Annotated in this window: 20 protein-coding genes and 1 pseudogene; 13 read left to right on the forward strand and 8 right to left on the reverse strand. The window is 60.7% G+C overall.

Annotation, left to right across the window (positions count from 1 at the left end):
• Positions 1-51: 51 nt before the first annotated feature.
• Positions 52-567, forward strand: a complete 516-nt coding sequence (locus ATY80_RS15480) for a DUF1465 family protein (RefSeq protein ID WP_018858873.1) — start codon at positions 52-54, stop codon at positions 565-567.
• A 120-nt stretch (positions 568-687) separates the two neighbouring features.
• On the opposite strand, the gene rpmE is transcribed toward ATY80_RS15480, so the two are convergent.
• Positions 688-909: a 50S ribosomal protein L31 gene (gene rpmE, locus ATY80_RS15485; protein WP_007527409.1), complete on the reverse strand. Its 222-nt coding sequence runs from the start codon at positions 907-909 to the stop codon at positions 688-690.
• Positions 910-1101: 192 nt separating this feature from the next.
• Between rpmE and ATY80_RS15490 the strand changes: the two genes are divergently transcribed.
• From ATY80_RS15490 to ATY80_RS15500, 3 genes are all read left to right on the forward strand, one after another.
• A complete protein-coding gene (locus ATY80_RS15490) occupies positions 1102-2904 on the forward strand; it encodes an ABC transporter transmembrane domain-containing protein (protein ID WP_088693326.1) in 1803 nt (600 codons plus the stop codon).
• Between the two features lie 148 nt (positions 2905-3052).
• Positions 3053-3496, forward strand: coding sequence for a hypothetical protein (locus tag ATY80_RS15495; RefSeq protein WP_088693272.1), 444 nt, complete (start codon positions 3053-3055; stop codon positions 3494-3496).
• A 148-nt stretch (positions 3497-3644) separates the two neighbouring features.
• Positions 3645-3833, forward strand: a complete 189-nt coding sequence (locus ATY80_RS15500; RefSeq protein WP_088693273.1) for a YegP family protein — start codon at positions 3645-3647, stop codon at positions 3831-3833.
• Positions 3834-3863: 30 nt separating this feature from the next.
• Here ATY80_RS15500 and ATY80_RS15505 read toward each other — a convergent pair whose 3' ends face one another.
• Positions 3864-5504 (reverse strand): FAD-binding dehydrogenase, encoded by a 1641-nt coding sequence (locus ATY80_RS15505; RefSeq protein WP_189637169.1) that lies wholly within the window; start codon positions 5502-5504, stop codon positions 3864-3866.
• Positions 5505-5725: 221 nt separating this feature from the next.
• Between ATY80_RS15505 and ATY80_RS15510 the strand changes: the two genes are divergently transcribed.
• Positions 5726-6064 (forward strand): YciI family protein, encoded by a 339-nt coding sequence (locus ATY80_RS15510; protein ID WP_088693274.1) that lies wholly within the window; start codon positions 5726-5728, stop codon positions 6062-6064.
• A gap of 7 nt (positions 6065-6071) precedes the next feature.
• Positions 6072-7323: pseudogene (locus ATY80_RS15515) on the forward strand (DUF6596 domain-containing protein).
• Between the two features lie 2 nt (positions 7324-7325).
• Here the strand turns inward: ATY80_RS15515 and ATY80_RS15520 are convergent.
• The 5 genes from ATY80_RS15520 to ATY80_RS15540 form a co-directional block, all read right to left on the reverse strand.
• Positions 7326-8357 (reverse strand): peptidoglycan -binding protein, encoded by a 1032-nt coding sequence (locus tag ATY80_RS15520; protein WP_088693275.1) that lies wholly within the window; start codon positions 8355-8357, stop codon positions 7326-7328.
• Between the two features lie 3 nt (positions 8358-8360).
• The gene (locus tag ATY80_RS15525) at positions 8361-9458 is read right to left on the reverse strand and encodes a flagellar motor protein MotA (protein ID WP_088693276.1); all 1098 of its coding nucleotides are present in this window, start codon (positions 9456-9458) and stop codon (positions 8361-8363) included.
• A 100-nt stretch (positions 9459-9558) separates the two neighbouring features.
• Positions 9559-10359 carry an inositol monophosphatase family protein gene (locus tag ATY80_RS15530; RefSeq protein WP_088693277.1) on the reverse strand — a complete coding sequence of 267 codons (801 nt, stop codon included), beginning with the start codon at positions 10357-10359 and terminating at the stop codon, positions 9559-9561.
• A 347-nt stretch (positions 10360-10706) separates the two neighbouring features.
• A complete protein-coding gene (locus ATY80_RS15535) occupies positions 10707-11789 on the reverse strand; it encodes a tetratricopeptide repeat protein (RefSeq protein ID WP_088693278.1) in 1083 nt (360 codons plus the stop codon).
• Between the two features lie 10 nt (positions 11790-11799).
• Positions 11800-12453, reverse strand: coding sequence for a thiamine phosphate synthase (locus tag ATY80_RS15540; protein WP_088693279.1), 654 nt, complete (start codon positions 12451-12453; stop codon positions 11800-11802).
• Between the two features lie 108 nt (positions 12454-12561).
• Between ATY80_RS15540 and ATY80_RS15545 the strand changes: the two genes are divergently transcribed.
• Complete coding sequence (locus tag ATY80_RS15545; RefSeq protein WP_088693280.1) at positions 12562-13326, forward strand: sulfite exporter TauE/SafE family protein; 765 nt, start codon at positions 12562-12564, stop codon at positions 13324-13326.
• A 68-nt stretch (positions 13327-13394) separates the two neighbouring features.
• On the forward strand, positions 13395-13655 hold the full coding sequence (locus ATY80_RS15550) for a metalloregulator ArsR/SmtB family transcription factor (RefSeq protein WP_088693281.1): 261 nt from the start codon (positions 13395-13397) through the stop codon (positions 13653-13655).
• Positions 13656-13808: 153 nt separating this feature from the next.
• On the opposite strand, the gene ATY80_RS15555 is transcribed toward ATY80_RS15550, so the two are convergent.
• Positions 13809-13982 (reverse strand): DUF465 domain-containing protein, encoded by a 174-nt coding sequence (locus ATY80_RS15555; RefSeq protein ID WP_088693282.1) that lies wholly within the window; start codon positions 13980-13982, stop codon positions 13809-13811.
• Between the two features lie 229 nt (positions 13983-14211).
• Here ATY80_RS15555 and ATY80_RS15560 point away from each other — a divergent pair, with 229 nt between their 5' ends.
• From ATY80_RS15560 to ATY80_RS15580, 5 genes are all read left to right on the forward strand, one after another.
• The gene (locus ATY80_RS15560) at positions 14212-14415 is read left to right on the forward strand and encodes a DUF465 domain-containing protein (RefSeq protein ID WP_007527435.1); all 204 of its coding nucleotides are present in this window, start codon (positions 14212-14214) and stop codon (positions 14413-14415) included.
• A gap of 16 nt (positions 14416-14431) precedes the next feature.
• The gene (purE, locus tag ATY80_RS15565) at positions 14432-14926 is read left to right on the forward strand and encodes a 5-(carboxyamino)imidazole ribonucleotide mutase (protein WP_007802503.1); all 495 of its coding nucleotides are present in this window, start codon (positions 14432-14434) and stop codon (positions 14924-14926) included.
• Entirely contained in the window at positions 14923-16002 is a 1080-nt protein-coding gene (locus ATY80_RS15570) for a 5-(carboxyamino)imidazole ribonucleotide synthase (RefSeq protein ID WP_088693283.1), read from the forward strand. Before purE ends, ATY80_RS15570 begins: the two co-directional genes overlap by 4 nt.
• 162 nt (positions 16003-16164) lie before the next feature.
• Positions 16165-16290 (forward strand): type B 50S ribosomal protein L36, encoded by a 126-nt coding sequence (gene ykgO / locus ATY80_RS15575; protein WP_003566454.1) that lies wholly within the window; start codon positions 16165-16167, stop codon positions 16288-16290.
• Positions 16291-16389: 99 nt separating this feature from the next.
• Complete coding sequence (locus ATY80_RS15580; protein WP_088693284.1) at positions 16390-17004, forward strand: hypothetical protein; 615 nt, start codon at positions 16390-16392, stop codon at positions 17002-17004.
• Positions 17005-17063: the final 59 nt, after the last annotated feature.

The following is a 17063-nucleotide window of genomic DNA, read 5'->3' on the forward strand; positions in this document are numbered from 1 at the left end:
TGGCTGGCGTTACCTGACCATAAGTAGATGCGTGCAACAGGGACTATTTAAATGTCAGAGCTCGGATTGAACACAATCAGTTTTGCAGGTCGCGCTGCCGCATCCTCGCAGTTCAAGACACTATATTCGGAAGGCATGTCGCTGGTTGAAGAAACCGCTGCCTACCTCGATGGCCAGGGCCGTGCTGCCTCCAAGGTTCTGCCGCGCATGGCATCGGTTCTCTATGCGGCCGAGTCCATGCGCCTGACCACCCGCCTGATGCAGATGGCCTCCTGGCTTCTGCTGCAGCGCGCTGTCAACAACGGCGAGATGTCGCGTGATCAGGTTCTGGCGGAGAAAAACAAAGTTCGCCTCGACGGCTTCAACGTCGATCGCAACGCGCCCGGCTGGGGCGATCTGCCGGAATCCTTCCGCGACCTGATCGAGCGCTCCTTGCGCCTGCAGAACCGCGTCGCCCTACTCGACCGCGAAATCTATCGTCCGGCGGAAGCCCCGATCGTTCCTGATAATCAGAACAGCGTACAGGCGCAGCTCAGCCTGCTGCAGACGGCCTTCGGCAACAACTGAAACGGCGCAATCTGAATTCACGAAACCGGCTGCACCCGCGCAGCCGGTTTTTCGTTGTTCAATCAGCTCAAAAAAAACCCCGCCGAAGCGGGGCTTTTTAACTCTGCCAAGCGACAGCGATTAGAGGCCGAGGCCGCCGAAACGCTTGTTGAACTTGGAAACGCGACCGCCACGGTCCATGAGCTGCTGGTTGCCACCAGTCCATGCCGGATGCGACTTGGAGTCGATTTCAAGGTTCATGACTGCGCCTTCAGAACCCCAGGTCGAGCGGGTTTCGTATTCGGTGCCGTCGGTCATGACTACCTTGATCGTGTGATAGTCGGGATGGATATCTGCCTTCATAACAATCTTCCTGCCATGCAACGTCCAATTTGACGCATATTCGTTGCGACAAGAGGACCGATTGAATAAATGAAGCCGCAGACGCAAAGGCTACGGCTTCCCATTAGGATGGGCTGCCTATACATGAAGGCCGGCAGGATAACAAGTACCATCAGCCGCGGATGAGCGGTGTCGAAGGCGATCGGAGACGAATTGGCATACGCAGGGCAAGCAGGGGAAAAGAAGTCGCGATCGCTGAAGCCGCTTGGCCGGCTGACGCCCTACGTCGCGCGCTATCGCGGCATGGTCGCGGGTGCCCTCGCGTCCCTGGCACTGGCCGCTGTTACCTCGCTTGCCCTGCCGCTCGCCGTCCGTCGCATGATTGACCATGGCTTCACGCAGGCCGACGGCAGTTTCATCAATAGCTATTTTCTGATGCTGATGATCATGGCGATCGTGCTCGCCGTCGCGAGCGCTCTTCGCTATTACTTCGTCATCACTCTCGGCGAACGCGTGGTTTCCGATCTTCGCCGCGATGTCTTCAGTCACGTCACGCGGCTGTCGCCTTCCTTCTTCGACGTCAACCAGTCCGGTGAGATCGTCTCCCGCCTGACGGCGGATACCACGCAGATCAAGTCGGCTGTCGGCGCGACCGCCTCCGTCGCCTTGCGCAACCTCATTCTCTGTCTCGGCGCGATGGGAATGATGATCGTCACGTCGCCAAAGCTGTCCAGCCTGGTGATCGGCGCGATTCCCTTGATCGTCTTTCCGCTTGTCGGCTTCGGCCGCTCGGTCCGAAAGCGCTCGCGCTCCGCCCAGGATACGCTTGCGGACGCCTCCGCCTTCGCCAACGAGACGATTGCCGCCAGCCGCACCGTCCAGGCCTTTGGCGGCGAGGACGCCGCTGCCTCGCGCTACGGGACGGCCGTCGAAGCCGCCTATGACGCTGCCCGAGCGGCAATTCGCTCGCGCGCCCTGCTGACGGGAATCGCCATCACCCTTATCTTCGGCAGCGTCGTCGCGGTTCTCTGGGTCGGCGCCCACAACGTCCTCGCCGGCACGCTTTCGCCGGGCACGCTCGGCCAGTTCCTTCTCTACGCCGTCATCGCCGCCGGCTCGCTCGGCGCGCTCTCCGAGGTTTGGGGCGAGCTTTCGCAGGCCGCGGGTGCGGCCGACCGGCTAACAGAACTGCTCGACGAAGTCTCCCCGATCTCGGTGCCCACAGCACCGGTTGCCCTGCCCGCTCCAGCGCAAGGTCGTGTCCAGTTTTCAGACGTGCATTTTGCCTACCCCTCGCGCCCCGAAAGATCCGCGCTGCACGGCCTAAGCTTCGGCGTCGCTCCCGGGGAGACCGTCGCGATCGTCGGTCCCTCCGGCGCCGGCAAGAGCACGGTCTTCTCGCTGCTTCTCCGCTTCTACGATCCGCAGCAAGGCTCGGTGAAGATCGATGGCGTCGATGCCCGCAGCACCGACCCCGACGGATTGCGCAAGCGTCTCGCGATCGTGCCGCAGGATGTCACGATCTTTGCGGCTTCCATCCACGACAACATCGCCTTCGGTCGCCCCGAAGCCACCCGCGAAGAGGTTCGTGCTGCCGCGATGGCCGCGCAGGCCGACGAATTCATTGCTCGTTTGGATAAGGGATACGACACCGAGGTCGGTGAGCGTGGCATCACGCTCTCCGGTGGTCAACGCCAGCGCATCGCCATCGCCCGTGCCATCCTGAAGGATGCACCGGTCCTGCTGCTCGATGAGGCGACCTCGGCATTGGACGCCGAAAGCGAGACTCTTGTGCAGAAGGCGCTCGATGGGCTCATGACAGGGCGCACGACGCTGGTCATCGCCCACCGCCTCGCCACCGTGCTGAAGGCGGACCGGATTCTTGTTATGGATCAGGGCCGTGTCGTCGAAGAGGGAACGCATCAGACCCTCATTCGAGATGGTGGCATTTACGCCAAGCTCGCCAAACTGCAGTTCGAAACCGGCGCTGGCGACTTTCTCGCCGCCGTGAAGTGATCGTCGAATTACACCTCCCTTCTCAGCGATCAGCTTGCGACGGTTGCATCGACGTATAATCTTTGCGTGTATATTGACATAGTACACGCAAAGATTACACTCGGTTTATGGGCGCATTCGATGTCGCCGCGCTGCGAGGGAGGCGCTGGTGGACTTGATAAATTTTGCAGACATGCTGATCGTACTCGTCGCCGTGGCCGTCGTCATATCGATGCTGTTGTGCTATCGCTCACTCCAGGAAGCACAGGACTGGTCGCTGACCGACGCGTTGCCGGAAGAGGTCGAGTTGACCAAGACCGATGCAACCGGCAACCCCATCGACGCTGCCGGCAACCTCCTCGCAGCAGGGCAAGCCCCCCTCACCATCACCATGATGAAGGCGAGTTCGAGCCGCTTTATCGCCCTTGTCGGAACCGTTGCGATACTGATGCTCTATGTCGGCTTCGGCCTTGCCTGCCTCTATCGCTTTGCCAGCGTTAACGAGATCCCGGACATGACGAAGGCTGCCAACTTCTTTTATTCCGGCCTCGTGCTTGTCGCACCCTACCTGATCAACAAGTTCTCGTCGGTCTTCTCGATCTTCAAGCCGTAGCAGCCGTGGGTGGGGGCGCATTCCTCCGCGAGATCCATCAGTCGCGCCGGTTGCAAAGCGCGCAAATATCCCGATGGAATAGTTGCGTTTTTTGTTCTAGGCTGCGTCTGCAGATTGGACAACATCCTGATTCCGGGAGAAAAAACCGATGTATAAATTCGAAGTTTACAAGGACAAGGCTGGCGAGTTCCGTTTCCGTTTCAAGGCGCCGAACGGCGAATCCATGTTCGGCTCCGAAGGCTATAAGGCCAAGGCATCGGCGCTGAGCGCCATTGAATCCATCAAGAGGAATTCTCCCGGCGCAGAAGTCGTTGACACGACGAAGGCTGAGGCCTGATCAAATCAGGCGGCGCCAAAGGCGCCGCCTTTACACTGCCCGCCCGGCAACCCTGCCGGAAAAGATGCAGCCGCCGAGGAAGGTTCCCTCGAGCGCATTGTAGCCATGCATGCCGCCGCCGCCAAAGCCGGTCACTTCACCCGCGGCATAGAGGCCGGGCACCGGATCCCCACTGTGGCCGATCGCGCGTGCGGATAGATCCGTCTCCAGACCACCCAGCGACTTGCGTGTCAGGATGTGCAGCCGTACGGCAATCAATGGTCCAGCCCTAGGGTCAAGCAGTGCATGCGGCTTGGCCGTCCGCATCAGCCGATCCCCGAGGTAGCGCCGAGCACCGCGAAGGGCGATGATCTGGGCGTCCTTCGCAAAGGCATTGCCGATCTCCCTGTCACGCGCCTCGATCTGCGCCCTGAGGCGGCTTGCATCCACGCGCCTTTCGCCCATCAATCCGTTCATGCCGTCGACAAGCGCTTCCAGCGTGTCACGAACGATGAAATCCTCGCCCTTATCCATGAACGCCTGGACCGGCCCTGGCGGCTCCTTGCCCAAACGCCTGAGAAGCAGGCGGATATCCTTGCCCGTGATGTCCGGATTCTGCTCGGAACCGGAAAGGGCAAATTCCTTCTTGATGATTGCCTTGGTCAGAATGAACCAGCTGTAGTCGTGCCCAGTCGCGCAGATGGCTTTCAGCGTCGCCAGCGTATCGAAGCCGGGCATGGTAGGCGCTGCAAAGCGGTTACCCCAAGCATCGCACCAGAAGGAAGATGGACCCGGCAGGATACGTATGCCGTGATTGCGCCAGATCGGGTCCCAGTTCTTCAGCCCCTCCGTATAGTGCCACATCCGATCCGAATTGATCTCGCGACCACCTGCGCGTTCGGCGATCTCGATCATTCGACCATCGACATGGGCAGGCACACCAGCGACCATATCAGTCGGCGGTCGTCCCAGCCGGTCGATCGGCCATCTCCGCCGCACCGCGTCGTGATTGCCACCGATGCCCCCTGACGTCACGACCGTCGCGTCGGCTCTTATTTCGAAGAGCGCCGAGAAAACGCGGTTCGTCTCTCGACCGCGAACCGAGGAGTCCGCCTGGAGGATGGTGCCACGAGCGCCGCAGACGACCCCGTCTTGGATTAGAAGGTCATCCACCTGATGCCGGAACAGCAGCGTCACAAGGCCCCTCGCTTCCGCTTCACGCACGCGACGAACAAATGGTGCAAGCACAGCCGGCCCGGTTCCCCACGTCACGTGGAAGCGTGGCACGGAATTTCCGTGGCCATGCGCTAGGCCGCCTCCCCGCTCGGCCCAGCCGACCACCGGGAACCAGCGCATACCCTGCTGATGAAGCCACGAGCGCTTTTCGCCGGCGGCAAACTCCAGATACGCCTCTGCCCAGCGACGCGGCCAGTAGTCTTCCGGCCGGTCGAATGAGGCAGACCCCATCCAGTCCTGCCGCGCCAGGCCAAGGTTGTCGCGGATGCCCATCAGCCGCTGTTCCGGGCTGTCTACGAAGAACAGTCCGCCCAGCGACCAGAATGCCTGCCCACCGAGGCTTTGCTCGCCTTCCTGCTCGACGATGCAGACCTTCCGCCCGCGATCCGCCGCCTCTGCTGTTGCCACGAGCCCAGCAAGTCCTGCGCCGATGACCAGCACATCGCATTCAATCAAAGCATTCCCCCCAAATCTCCACGAACCTACGCGGAGCTCCGCTCAGCGACAACGCCACATTTTCCTCCGTGATATTTTTTTGGCCGAATGTCGAAATGAACTGGTGTCGCGTCTCATCTTATCGGAACGGTCTACCGCCGATCCCCGAGCGTTGCAGCTTTTTGCTTTTGGTTCTTAGATGCCTGCACGCCGGTCAACGCAACCACAGAGGAGAATGCCTCATGCAGTACGCGCTTATCATTCGCGAGTCGTCACGGGATTTCGCCCGCCGCGCCGATCCCACCTATCGCGACGGCTGGATTGCCTACACGCAGGCTCTGATTCAGGCCGGTATCATGACCGGCGGCGCCGGGCTGACCGCACCCGAGACCGGCACGGTGGTGCGACGCAAGGGCGAGGACCACGACGTGCAGGATGGTCCCTACCCCGAAGGCAAGGAGCAGTTGGGCGGCTTCTACCTGATCGACGTGCCGGATTTCGACACGGCGCTCGAATGGGCGACCCGGGTTCCCGTTTCCGCCGAGGGTTCAGTCGAGGTGCGCCCTCGCCTCCAGATGTGAGGCGGACATGACCGTCGAGGCCGAGCGCGCCGCCGAACGGGTGGCGCGTCAATCATATGGCAAGCTGAGTCGCCTTCCTGACGGCTCGCTCTCGGGACCTACCCGCTGCCGAAGATGCGCTGTCGCAGGCGCTCGTCGATGCCCTGCGGGTCTGGCCGGAGCGCGGCATTCCGGACAGCCCGGAGGCCTGGCTGTTGGTCGCCGCGCGACGCAATCTGATGCAGGGCGTACGCCACCGATCCGTTCGCGAGAATGCGCGCCCCACCATCGCCCTGGCCTTCGAGGAGGCCGAGGCGAGGATGAACGAGGCGGCGGCCGAGACATTTCCCGATGAGCGTCTGAAGATGCTTTTCGTCTGCACCCATCCGCAAATCGACAAGAGCATCCACACGCCGTTGATGCTGCAGGTTGTCCTGGGCATTGACGCAAAAGCAATCGCCCAGGCCTTCGTGGTTTCTCCTGCGGCAATGGGGCAGAGGTTGGTCAGGGCCAAGGCGAACATTCGCGATAGCGGCATTGGATTTGCGATACCCGATCGACGTTCGCTGCCCGAGCGCCTGTCGGCCGTTCTCTCCGCAATCTATGCCGCCTACGGGCTTGGCTGGGATGATCTCGATGGAGCCGATGGCGGTCGTAGTGCGCTTTCCAATGAAGCCGTCTGGCTCTGCCGTGCGCTGCTTTCGATGCTTCCTGACGAACCGGAGGTGATCGGACTGCTTGCCTTGATGCTCTATTGCGAGGGCCGACGCGCCGCGCGGCGCAATGCCGAGGGTGACTACATCGCGCTCGACAAGCAGTCGACGGATCGCTGGAATGCGATCATGCTTGCCGACGCCGACGCGCTGCTCCGCAAGGCCGGCGCCGCCGACCGCTTCGGTCCGTTCCAATGCATGGCGGCCATTCAATCCGTTCATGCCGCCCGCCGGCTGACGGGCCTGACGGACTGGGATGCTCTCGTGACCTTCTATGACGCGCTGCTGATGATGCAGCCAACGATCGGCGCCCGCGTCGGCCGTGCTGCCGTCCTCGGCCGCGCGAAAGGCCCAAAAGCCGGGCTGAACTGCCTCGACGCTATGGATGCAAAGGAGGTCAGAGCCTACCAGCCATACTGGGCCGTTCGCGCACATCTGCTGACGGAGGTTGCGGACTATCCGGCAGCAGAGACGGCCTATCTATCGGCGATCGGATTGAGCGACAGCCCTGCCGTGCGCAGCTTCCTAATGCGGCGCCTCACGGACCTTCGGATGCGCGCTGCGTAGACCTACTTCTCTGTCAGCTTCAGTTCGATACGACGGTTGGTGGCGCGCGCCTCCGGCGTGTCACCTGGCGCGATCGGCTGGAACTCGCCGAAGCCAGCGGCGACGAGACGGTCGGCCGGCACGCCGCGGGAGATCAGGAATTTGACGACCGAGATCGCACGCGCGGACGATAGCTGCCAGTTATCGACATACCGTCCAGTGCCAGCGAGCGGCACGTTATCCGTATGCCCGTCGACGCGCAGAACCCAGTTGATCTCGGGTGGAATTTCCTTGGCAACATCGAGGAGCGCCGTCGCAAGCTTTGCCATCTCGACCTGCCCGTCCGGATTGAGATCCGCGCTGCCTGACGGAAACAGCACTTCCGACTGGAAGACGAAGCGGTCGCCGACGATCCTGATATTCTCGCGATCCGACAGGATTTCGCGCAACCGCCCGAAGAAGTCGGACCGGTAGCGGTTGAGCTCCTGCACACGTTGCGCCAGGGCGACGTTGAGGCGACGGCCAAGATCGGCGATCTTGGTCTGCGAGGTTTGGTCCTTTTGCTCGGACGCCTGCAGCGCGGCTTCGACGGCAGCAATCTGACTGCGCAACGCGGCAATTTGCTGGTTCAGCAGTTCGACCTGGCTCATCGCCCGGTCGCTCATCTGCTTTTGCTCGTCCAGTTCCTTCGTAAGGCTGCCGATACGGGCCTGCGCGGCACTCTGGCCGCCGGAACCGGCATCAAGCAACGCCTTCAGCCGTGATCTCTCGCCTTCAGCCGACGCCAGGGATGCCTGAAGATTGGCAACACTATCCTCGAGGTCCTGCTTGCTTCCCTTCTCGAGCGCCAGCAACTGCGTCAATTCGTTGATCTGGCTGTTCAGGCGGTTCAGCACCTCGTCCCGGCCGGAGATTTCGCGGCTGAGAATATATTGGCCGACGACGAAGACGGTCAGCACGAACATGATCGAGATCAGCAGCGTCGACAGTGCATCGACGAAACCTGGCCAGTAGTCCACCGCGCGTTGGGGGCGACGATTGCGGGCGAGAGCCATGGCTTACTTCTCGGTCTTTTCGGTTTGCGGCATGCGCTGAGAGCGTTCACTTGGGCTGTGTTTTTCCTGCGAACCGATCCGTTCAGCAAGACGATCGAGCGTGCGGCGCATTGCCTTCGTTTCGTCCTGTTGCGCCTCGATCCAGTCGCGCAGCATCTGCTGCTCGTTGCGCATATTCTTGACCAGACCCTGAATACCTTCGGCAAGGTTCGCCATCGCCGCGACCGATCTCTGGGTGCCGCCGCTGCCCTCTTCAGAGATCCGCCGCATGTATTCCGAGAGCGCCCGAACGTCATCCGGCGAGACCGCCGAGTTTGCGCTGATCGAAGGCATGGCAATATCGGAGCCTACGTCGGTCACCGACGAAAGCCAGTTTTCCAGCTCCATGTAGAACCGATTCTGGGCGCGGCCCGCCTGCAGGTCAAGGAAGCCGAGAATGAGCGAGCCGGACAGACCGAGCAGCGACGACGAGAAGGCCTGGCCCATGCCCGAAAGCGGCGTCGAAAGCCCTTCCTTCAGCGCACCTAGAACATCCGTCGAACCATTTGATCCCGCATCGAGCGACTGGATCACCGAACTGATCGAGCCGATCGTGCCGATAAGGCCCCAGAAAGTGCCGAGCAGACCGAGAAAGACGAGAAGGCCGATGAGATAGCGTGAGACGTCGCGCGATTCATCGAGGCGGTTGGCAATCGAGTCGAGAATGGAGCGAAACGCCGCGGTCGAAATTCCTGCCGTGGCACTGCGGCTGCCGATCAGCGTCCGCATCGGGGCAAGCAACCTGGGATTGCGGCCAACCTTGTCGGCGCTACCCGCGGCGCGGAAGGAATTGAACCACCGCACTTCCGGCCGCAGCGACAGCACATGGCTGAACACGAGGATGATACCAACGGCCAGCACGCCAAGGATCAAACCGTTAAGGCCCGGATTATGCATGAAGGCAGTTTGTGTCTGCCGGAAAAGAATGGCGGCAATGAACCCGACGATGATCAGAAACAGCACCATCGTCCAAAGGAACGGCATCGGACTGGAAAGTTTATAGCTGTAGTTGCCCGTGGTTTTTTCGGTCGAGCCGAACTCCGCCACATTCACATTTTCCATAGGTTCCGCAGCCTCCGGATTCATTTCATCCGGAGACTAGAGCAACATTGTGCCGAATTGAAGTATGCGGAAACGAAAACCGTGTCTTTACAACAGCGATTTACCGCGTTGGGACGGGACGCTTGGCAACCTCAAGCAATGCCTTCTGGATATATTCGTTGCCCGCAACAACCGAACCGGTCTCGAGAACGGACGAACCGCCATCCCAATCGGAGACATAGCCGCCGGCTTCGCGGATCAGGAGGATGCCGGCCGCTATATCCCACGCAGACAGCCCGGTTTCCCAGTATCCATCGAACCGACCGGCGGCCACATAGGCGAGGTCAAGCGAAGCAGCGCCCATGCGGCGGATGCCGGCAACTTCACCCATAACGTGCCGAAGCTCGACGAGGAACTTGCCGTGATTGCCGCGGCCGAGGTGCGGAACGCCACAGGCAACGACGGAGTCCGAAAGCACCCGGCGCGCACCAACACGCAGACGGCGGTCGTTCAGGAAGGCACCACCGCCACGTTCCGCGGTGTAAAGTTCATCCGTGGCCGGGTTGAAGACGACACCGGCGACGATCTCGTTGTTGCGCTCGAGCGCGATCGAGACCGCAAACATCGGAATGCCATGCAGGAAGTTGGTTGTGCCATCGAGCGGGTCGACGATCCAGCGATGCGCGCCGTCCGTGCCCTTGATTTCTTCGCTCTCCTCGCCGAGGAAGCCATACGTCGGACGAGCCTTCAGGAGCTCGTCCTTGACGATCTTTTCGGCCTTGCGGTCGGCATTGGAAACGAAGTCGCCGGGGCCCTTCACCGAAACCTGCAGGTTCTGCACTTCCCCGAAATCACGCCCCAGCGACTTGCCTGCCTTGATGGCGGCCTGAACCATGACATTGAGGAGAGCTGAACGAGCCATGTGAGCACTTTTCCTTGAGCGATAATACGGTACGCGCTGTCAGGGCAAAGTAGGTCCCTGATCGCCAGAGAAGGCAGCGCTCGATAAGATTGGCGGCCTCAAGACCACAAAATCGGGAAAATTTCAAGGGGAGACAGCAGAACCACTGGCTGCCCGGAAAAATGCAGGCGAAATTATTCTGGACAGATTGGTCTGGAATTGATCGACGGCGGCTATCTCGCCAAAGAACGAGGCCGGCCGCTTGCGCCGCCGGATCTTCAAAACCTCCGCTGGATGATCAGGACGGACGATGGCGCGACACGGTCGTCGAGACGACGAAGATCTCTTCGCCGACGCACTCTCCTAAATCACTGGAGCCGGCGGAACTTGTTGGCCGCCTCGATCCCCGCCTTTTGCTGGTCTTCCTCGATGCCGAGATAGAAGTCTTCGAGCTCCGGGTCAGGTAGGCCGGCCCGACGCGACAGCACATACCACTTCGCAGCCTCAACAGGATCTGGCTTGGTTCCGAGCGCGTTGATGTAGAGGTGTGCGAGCTTGTTTTGCGCAACCACGTTTCCACGATTGGCGGCGAGCCGCAACCACTGGAAACCCTTGACGAAATCGCGCGGCCCATTCTGGCCGTTGACGAGCCAGATACCAAGATCGACCTGAGCCGTGTCGTAGCCGGCATGCGCAGCGCGTGCCATCCATTCGCGCGCCAACTGCTTCTTTTCCTCCGGCAGGTCAGGCAGCGAGGCATAAATTTCCGCCACCGCATACTGTGCGTCGGCGATGCCCTGTTCGGCAGCCTTCTCATAGTAAGGCAAGGCGAGCTTCAATCCCTTGTCGCCCGGATTGTCAGCCGTCAGGATCTGACCCCAGTTGAACTGCGCCGAGGGATTTCCAGCCTCAGCCGCCTTGTGCATGTATTCGTCGGCCTTGGCCTTGTCGCGCGTGACAGACCGTCCCTCGATCAGCATCAGCGAATATTTGAACATCGCCGCGGCATCACCACCTTCGGCGCCCTTGCTGTACCAGAAGGCGGCGTTCTTCATATCGCGCTTGACGCCCAGCCCGTCCGCCAGGAGTTCGCCCATCAGCGTCTGCGCGGCCGGATCACCAAGCTGCGCACGGGGCAGAGCCTTTTCCATCGCGGTCAGATAGTAGCCGCGCTGATAGGCGCCGTAGGCTTCGTCGACCGGCCCCTTGTAGTCCTTTTCCGGCGGCAGATCCGGCAGTTTCGCCCCCATACGGTCGAAGACCCCGACGCCCGTCGACGGTCCCGTGCCATCTGCCTGCGGCCGTCCTGTTTTCAGCGTCTCCGGGGCGCTCGCGAGCGGTCGTGTCACGACGTTATCGACCACCTGGGCAGAAACGCCATGCGTCAGCCCGACCAGAACGGTGACGGCAAAGGCAGTTGAGAGGCGCAAAGTACAGGACAGCATCGGCATGAGCGCGATATCAATCCTCAAACCGTGGCGCTTTTTCGTCCAAGAGCGCATTGACCTCGGCGACGACGGATGGCGCACGGCCGGCGTCCGTGAAAACCGCAAGCCGCAGCGCGACGAACTCCGCGCCAGTCTCTGCCACCGCCAGCGCGGAAGCCGGATCTGTACCGCCCATGACGATACAGGGAATCTCGATCATCGAAGCCCACCATTCCCCGAGCGCCAGGTTCTTGGGATGTGCTTCCGGCTTGATGTCACCATCGAGCTTGCCGAAGAAGATATAGTCCGGTCGCTCCTCGCCGATCTCCAGCGCATGGTGCCGGTCGGCGGCATTGCCGCCACCGACGATCAGCTTGTCGGCATATTTGTCGATAGCGTCGGAGATTTCACTGGCCGGACCGGTCAGATGCAAGCCGTCCGCCTTCGTGCGCCCAACGACGCGACTGTCGCCCGCAAGCAGTGCGGCTGCTCCCGAGTCCTGAATAATCGGAACCAGCTTCTCGGCGTGCTTTTGAAACTCGCCATCGTTGAGGCCGTATTGCGGCACGATCACAGAGGCGACGTCACCGCCCTTCAAGGCATCGCCGACGACCTTTGCCTGCTCATCGGCATCGGCAAGGTCGGGAGCAATCAAAACTAGGCGGCAGCGGTTTTCCGGTTCGGTCATGAACTCTTTCCATTTACAGCGGAACAGGCCGTTTCAGGGCCGATCTGCACTCGTCCTGTGTGAGTAATTCCGTTAGACGGGGCTGGCAAGGGGAGGATTTTCAAAAGCATGCCGATGGACCTGTCATTTTATTACGCCGCCGTTCCGGCCGTCATCCTGGTCGGACTTGCGAAAGGCGGCATGGGCGATGCGCTGTCGCTGATCGGGCTGCCCTTTCTCGCTCTCGTCGTCTCGCCCGTTCAGGCGGCCGCGATCCTGCTGCCGATCCTCATCTTCATGGACATGATCTCGCTCGTGATCTGGCGGAAGCACGGCGACTGGACAACGCTGAAGATCGTACTGCCGGGCGCTCTGTTCGGCATCGCGCTCGGTTGGGCGACCTCGGCGCTGGTTCCGGGAAATGTGCTTCGCGTCGTCATCGGCGTCGTCACCATCCTCTTTTGCCTTCGCTACTTCTGGAACAACTTCGGCCCCGCAGCCGGAAAGCACACGCCGCCTCAAGGCCAGCGGCCACTGCTTGCGACAATTTGGGGAAGCCTGTCCGGCTATGGTAGCTTCGTCGCGCATGCCGGCGGAGCACCTTTCCAGATTTATGCTTTGCCGCTGCAGATGCCGCCGCGAGAATATACCGGCACCAGCGTCCGCTTCTTCGCGATCCTCAATGCCGTCAAGCTCATACCCTACTTCGCGCTTGGCCAGCTCGACACGCAAAACCTCGCCACCTCGGCCACGCTGCTGCCTTTTGCGCCGCTTGCGACAATTGCCGGCGCCTGGTGCGTGCGCCGCATGAAGCCCGCGATCTTCTATCCTTTCATGTACGGCATGGCGCTCATTGCCGCCGTGTTGATCGCGAAGGAGGGCTTGGGTTTCTGACAATTTTGGGTTTCGTTGCGCCGCACAATTTCCTTGCCCGATTGCGCCGTTTGACGTAGCTTTTCGCCATGTCGAACACGGATCCCTTCGCCGCGATAGCCGATCCTCACCGGCGCTTCCTGCTGGAGGAACTTCGACGCGCGCCGAAGACCGTGAACGAGCTTGCCGAGGGCCTCCCCATCAGCCGCCCCGCCGTTTCCCAGCACCTCAAGGCGCTGCTGGATTGCAACCTGGTTTCCGTCACCGCAGAGGGCACGCGGCGCATCTACGCGGTCAACAATCGCGGCTTCGACAGACTCAATCTTTGGCTCGATCAGTTCTGGGCTTAGCCCGACCGCTCAAATGAAAGACGCCGGCTCGCGACTTTCCGTCGGAACCGGCGCCATAATCGCCTGTCGAGCACGAACTGGTCTAAGCTTTTGGTGAAATTGGGTTTCGCCCTCCTCGCCTAGGGCCGCGTTCGTTGATTTATTGCATCCCACTCAATGGAAGGATGATTTTAGGCGCTCAATCTCGTCCTTGATCCGCAATTTTCTGCGTTTGCACTCAGCGACTTCATTATCGTTTCGGGAGGGGGATATCATAAGAGAATGCAACTCCTCCTCAAGAGCAACATGCTTTTTTTCGAGTGACTCAAGATGAGCTTGAACAGTCATTTGACCCTTCCTTCCTCTTACCTCTCCCCGGCCAACACCGCCGGAGATCCAAGGCGTCAACCCTCCAACTGTGACATATTTTTGAAGCCTTGTCGAAGGTGAAAACAAGGAGAACACATGGCAAAATCATGACGAACAGCCGCTAGCCGTTACCTCCAATTGGTGATAGGAGCTTGCGGAAATCATCGGCAGAACGGACGATGTCCGAAGACGGTTATGGGGAATGCATATGGCCGATCAGGAACAGGCGGAAATCAGGCTCATGGTCGCGAGACTGCGCCAGGAGCACGAGGATTACGATGCCGCCATCAACGCCATGATTGCCACCGGATGTGACGCATTGCGCATCCAGCGCATGAAAAAGAAGAAACTGGTCATCAAGGACAAGCTGACAAAGCTCGAAGACCAGATCATCCCTGATATCATCGCCTAAAGGGAATGCCGTGACGATGACAGACAGACCACCCGTTGCCATCATCATGGGAAGCCAATCCGATTGGGAGACCATGAAGAACGCCGCCGACACGCTGGAGGCGCTCGAGATTCCCTATGACGCGCGCATCATATCGGCCCATCGCACGCCGGATCGCCTCGTAAACTTCGCCAAGACCGCCCGCGATGAAGGTTTCAAGGTGATCATTGCCGGCGCCGGTGGCGCGGCCCACCTGCCAGGCATGGCCGCCGCGATGACGCCGCTTCCGGTGTTTGGCGTCCCGGTTCAATCCAAGGCACTGTCAGGTCAGGATAGTCTTCTTTCCATCGTCCAGATGCCGGGCGGCATTCCGGTCGGCACACTTGCCATCGGCAAGGCCGGCGCGATCAACGCCGCCCTTCTGGCAGCTGCAGTCCTGGCATTGTCGGACGAGGATATTGCCGAGCGGCTTGACGACTGGCGTGAGCGCCAGAGCGCAGCCGTTGCCGAATATCCGATGGACGACCTATGACTGTAACAACAATCGGCATCATCGGCGGCGGCCAGCTTGGCCGCATGCTTGCCATGGCCGCTGCACGGCTGAACTTCCGAGCCGTCATCTTGGAACCGCAGGCCGACTGTCCGGCCGCGCAGGTCGCCAACCAGCAGATCGTGGCGGCATACGACGATCCGGCCGCGCTCGCAGAGCTCGCGAATATCTGCGACATCGTCACCTATGAGTTCGAAAACGTCCCGGTCACAGCCGCCGAGGCGCTTGCGAGCCATGTACCCGTCTATCCGCCACCGAAGGCACTCGAGGCTGCGCAGGATCGGCTTGTCGAAAAGCGCTTTATCAATGGATGCGGCGTTCCGACGGCCCGCTTCCATGCCGTCGACAACCAGGCCGACCTCGAGGCAGCATTGCAGGATTTCGGCGGCCGCGGCGTCCTGAAGACTCGCCGCCTCGGCTATGATGGCAAAGGACAACGAGTGTTTCGCTCCAGTGCCGACAAGCCGGATGGCGCCTTTGCAGCGCTCGGTGAGGTCCCCCTGATTCTCGAGAGCTTCGTGCCCTTTGAGCGCGAGATCTCCATCATTGCAGCGCGCGCAACGGACGGCACTGTCGTCTGTTACGACCCTGCTGAAAACGTTCACCGCGACGGCATCTTGCACACGTCGACTGTACCTGCCTCGATTTCAGCGGAGACGGCAGCGGGGGCGCGTGAAAGCGCCGAGAAGATATTGGCTGCGCTTGGCTATGTCGGCGTCATCGGCATCGAATTCTTCGTACTCGCCGACGGCAGCCTGATCGCCAATGAAATGGCGCCGCGTGTCCACAACTCCGGCCACTGGACCGAGGCCGCCTGCGTGATCTCGCAGTTCGAGCAGCATACCCGCGCTGTTGCCGGCCTGCCACTCGGCAATGCCGACCGCCATTCGAACTGCGTGATGCAGAACCTGATTGGCGACGATATCCTGGCGCTCCCGGACTGGCTGCGGCGAGCGGACACGCTGGTTCATCTCTATGGCAAGACGGAATCTCGTCCCGGCCGGAAGATGGGACACGTCACGACGTTGACCACGAAATTGCCGGTTTTTCCCGGATAAAAGCCGCTCCGGCCATGGGAAAAACACCGTCACGTGGTTGACACAGGCAAGTCGCCGGGTTATCTGCACGCCCAACCTGAAGAGCGCGCCCCGAGCGCGCTTTTGAATGTAATAGATACGGGCGAATGTGAATTCCCCCCTCAAACATCGCGGATCAAAACAATGAAGATCAAGAATTCGCTCAAGTCGCTCAAGGCTCGTCACCGTGACAACCGCCTGGTTCGCCGCAAGGGCCGCATCTACATCATCAACAAGCTGAACCCGCGCTTCAAGGCTCGCCAGGGCTGATATAGCGCGCCTGGACGGTTATTTTGTGCTCGTGCCTGTCCGGGGATTGCTTCGGCAATCGAATCAAATTGCTTTGATCTTCAGCGGTGGCGGGCTAACATGTCCGCCATGCGCTTTTTTGTTATGACCTGTGCGGCGCTGCCGCTGTCCCTCTTTCTGCTCGCTCCTGCTTTCCCCGCCACGGCCGCGGATAAGGACGTCATTGTCGAGCAACCGGACGCAAACCTCTCACCCAAGCAACACCTGGATCAGCTCTATGCGCAGCTGAAGCGCGAACGCGATCCGGACAAAGCGAGCGGTATCGCCAACGAGATTCGCGCCCAGTGGAACGACTCCGGCAGCGCGACCGTCAACCTCCTGATGCAATGGGCCGACAAGGCGATCGAGGAGAAGCGCACCGCTGCTGCCCTTGACTTCCTAGATCAGGCGATCGCCCTCAAGCCTGACTACGCCGAAAGCTGGAACCGCCGGGCAACGCTCAACTACGCCAATGACAACTATCGCAAGTCGATGTCCGACATCGAGCATGTACTCGACATTGAGCCACGCCATTTCGGCGCGCTTTCCGGCATGGCCGCCATCCTCACCGAGACGGGCAACGACCAGCTGGCCCTGAAAGCCTGGGAACGTTTCCTCGAGATCTACCCGGCCAATCGTAGCGCCCAGGAGCAGATGAACACGCTCTCCGAAAAGCTGGCTGGCAGCCGCACCTGATCTTGACGGTGAACCGCGAGACCCAATCTTACGTGTTGGTCACGTGAGTCAACAGATAT

The organism is Rhizobium sp. R711, from assembly GCF_002211365.1.
Classification (GTDB): Bacteria; Pseudomonadota; Alphaproteobacteria; order Rhizobiales; family Rhizobiaceae; genus Rhizobium.

Bases quoted from the DNA above. Each gene is read 5' to 3' on its own strand.
- ATY80_RS15480 (WP_018858873.1), top strand. From the start codon at position 52: ATGTCAGAGCTCGGATTGAACACAATCAGTTTTGCAGGTCGCGCTGCC.
- rpmE (WP_007527409.1), bottom strand. From the start codon at position 909: ATGAAGGCAGATATCCATCCCGACTATCACACGATCAAGGTAGTCATG.
- ATY80_RS15500 (WP_088693273.1), top strand. From the start codon at position 3,645: ATGTATAAATTCGAAGTTTACAAGGACAAGGCTGGCGAGTTCCGTTTC.
- ATY80_RS15510 (WP_088693274.1), top strand. From the start codon at position 5,726: ATGCAGTACGCGCTTATCATTCGCGAGTCGTCACGGGATTTCGCCCGC.
- ATY80_RS15520 (WP_088693275.1), bottom strand. From the start codon at position 8,357: ATGGCTCTCGCCCGCAATCGTCGCCCCCAACGCGCGGTGGACTACTGG.
- ATY80_RS15525 (WP_088693276.1), bottom strand. From the start codon at position 9,458: ATGGAAAATGTGAATGTGGCGGAGTTCGGCTCGACCGAAAAAACCACG.
- ATY80_RS15530 (WP_088693277.1), bottom strand. From the start codon at position 10,359: ATGGCTCGTTCAGCTCTCCTCAATGTCATGGTTCAGGCCGCCATCAAG.
- ATY80_RS15535 (WP_088693278.1), bottom strand. From the start codon at position 11,789: ATGCCGATGCTGTCCTGTACTTTGCGCCTCTCAACTGCCTTTGCCGTC.
- ATY80_RS15540 (WP_088693279.1), bottom strand. From the start codon at position 12,453: ATGACCGAACCGGAAAACCGCTGCCGCCTAGTTTTGATTGCTCCCGAC.
- ATY80_RS15545 (WP_088693280.1), top strand. From the start codon at position 12,562: ATGCCGATGGACCTGTCATTTTATTACGCCGCCGTTCCGGCCGTCATC.
- ATY80_RS15550 (WP_088693281.1), top strand. From the start codon at position 13,395: ATGTCGAACACGGATCCCTTCGCCGCGATAGCCGATCCTCACCGGCGC.
- ATY80_RS15555 (WP_088693282.1), bottom strand. From the start codon at position 13,982: ATGACTGTTCAAGCTCATCTTGAGTCACTCGAAAAAAAGCATGTTGCT.
- ATY80_RS15560 (WP_007527435.1), top strand. From the start codon at position 14,212: ATGGCCGATCAGGAACAGGCGGAAATCAGGCTCATGGTCGCGAGACTG.
- purE (WP_007802503.1), top strand. From the start codon at position 14,432: ATGACAGACAGACCACCCGTTGCCATCATCATGGGAAGCCAATCCGAT.
- ATY80_RS15570 (WP_088693283.1), top strand. From the start codon at position 14,923: ATGACTGTAACAACAATCGGCATCATCGGCGGCGGCCAGCTTGGCCGC.
- ykgO (WP_003566454.1), top strand. From the start codon at position 16,165: ATGAAGATCAAGAATTCGCTCAAGTCGCTCAAGGCTCGTCACCGTGAC.
- ATY80_RS15580 (WP_088693284.1), top strand. From the start codon at position 16,390: ATGTCCGCCATGCGCTTTTTTGTTATGACCTGTGCGGCGCTGCCGCTG.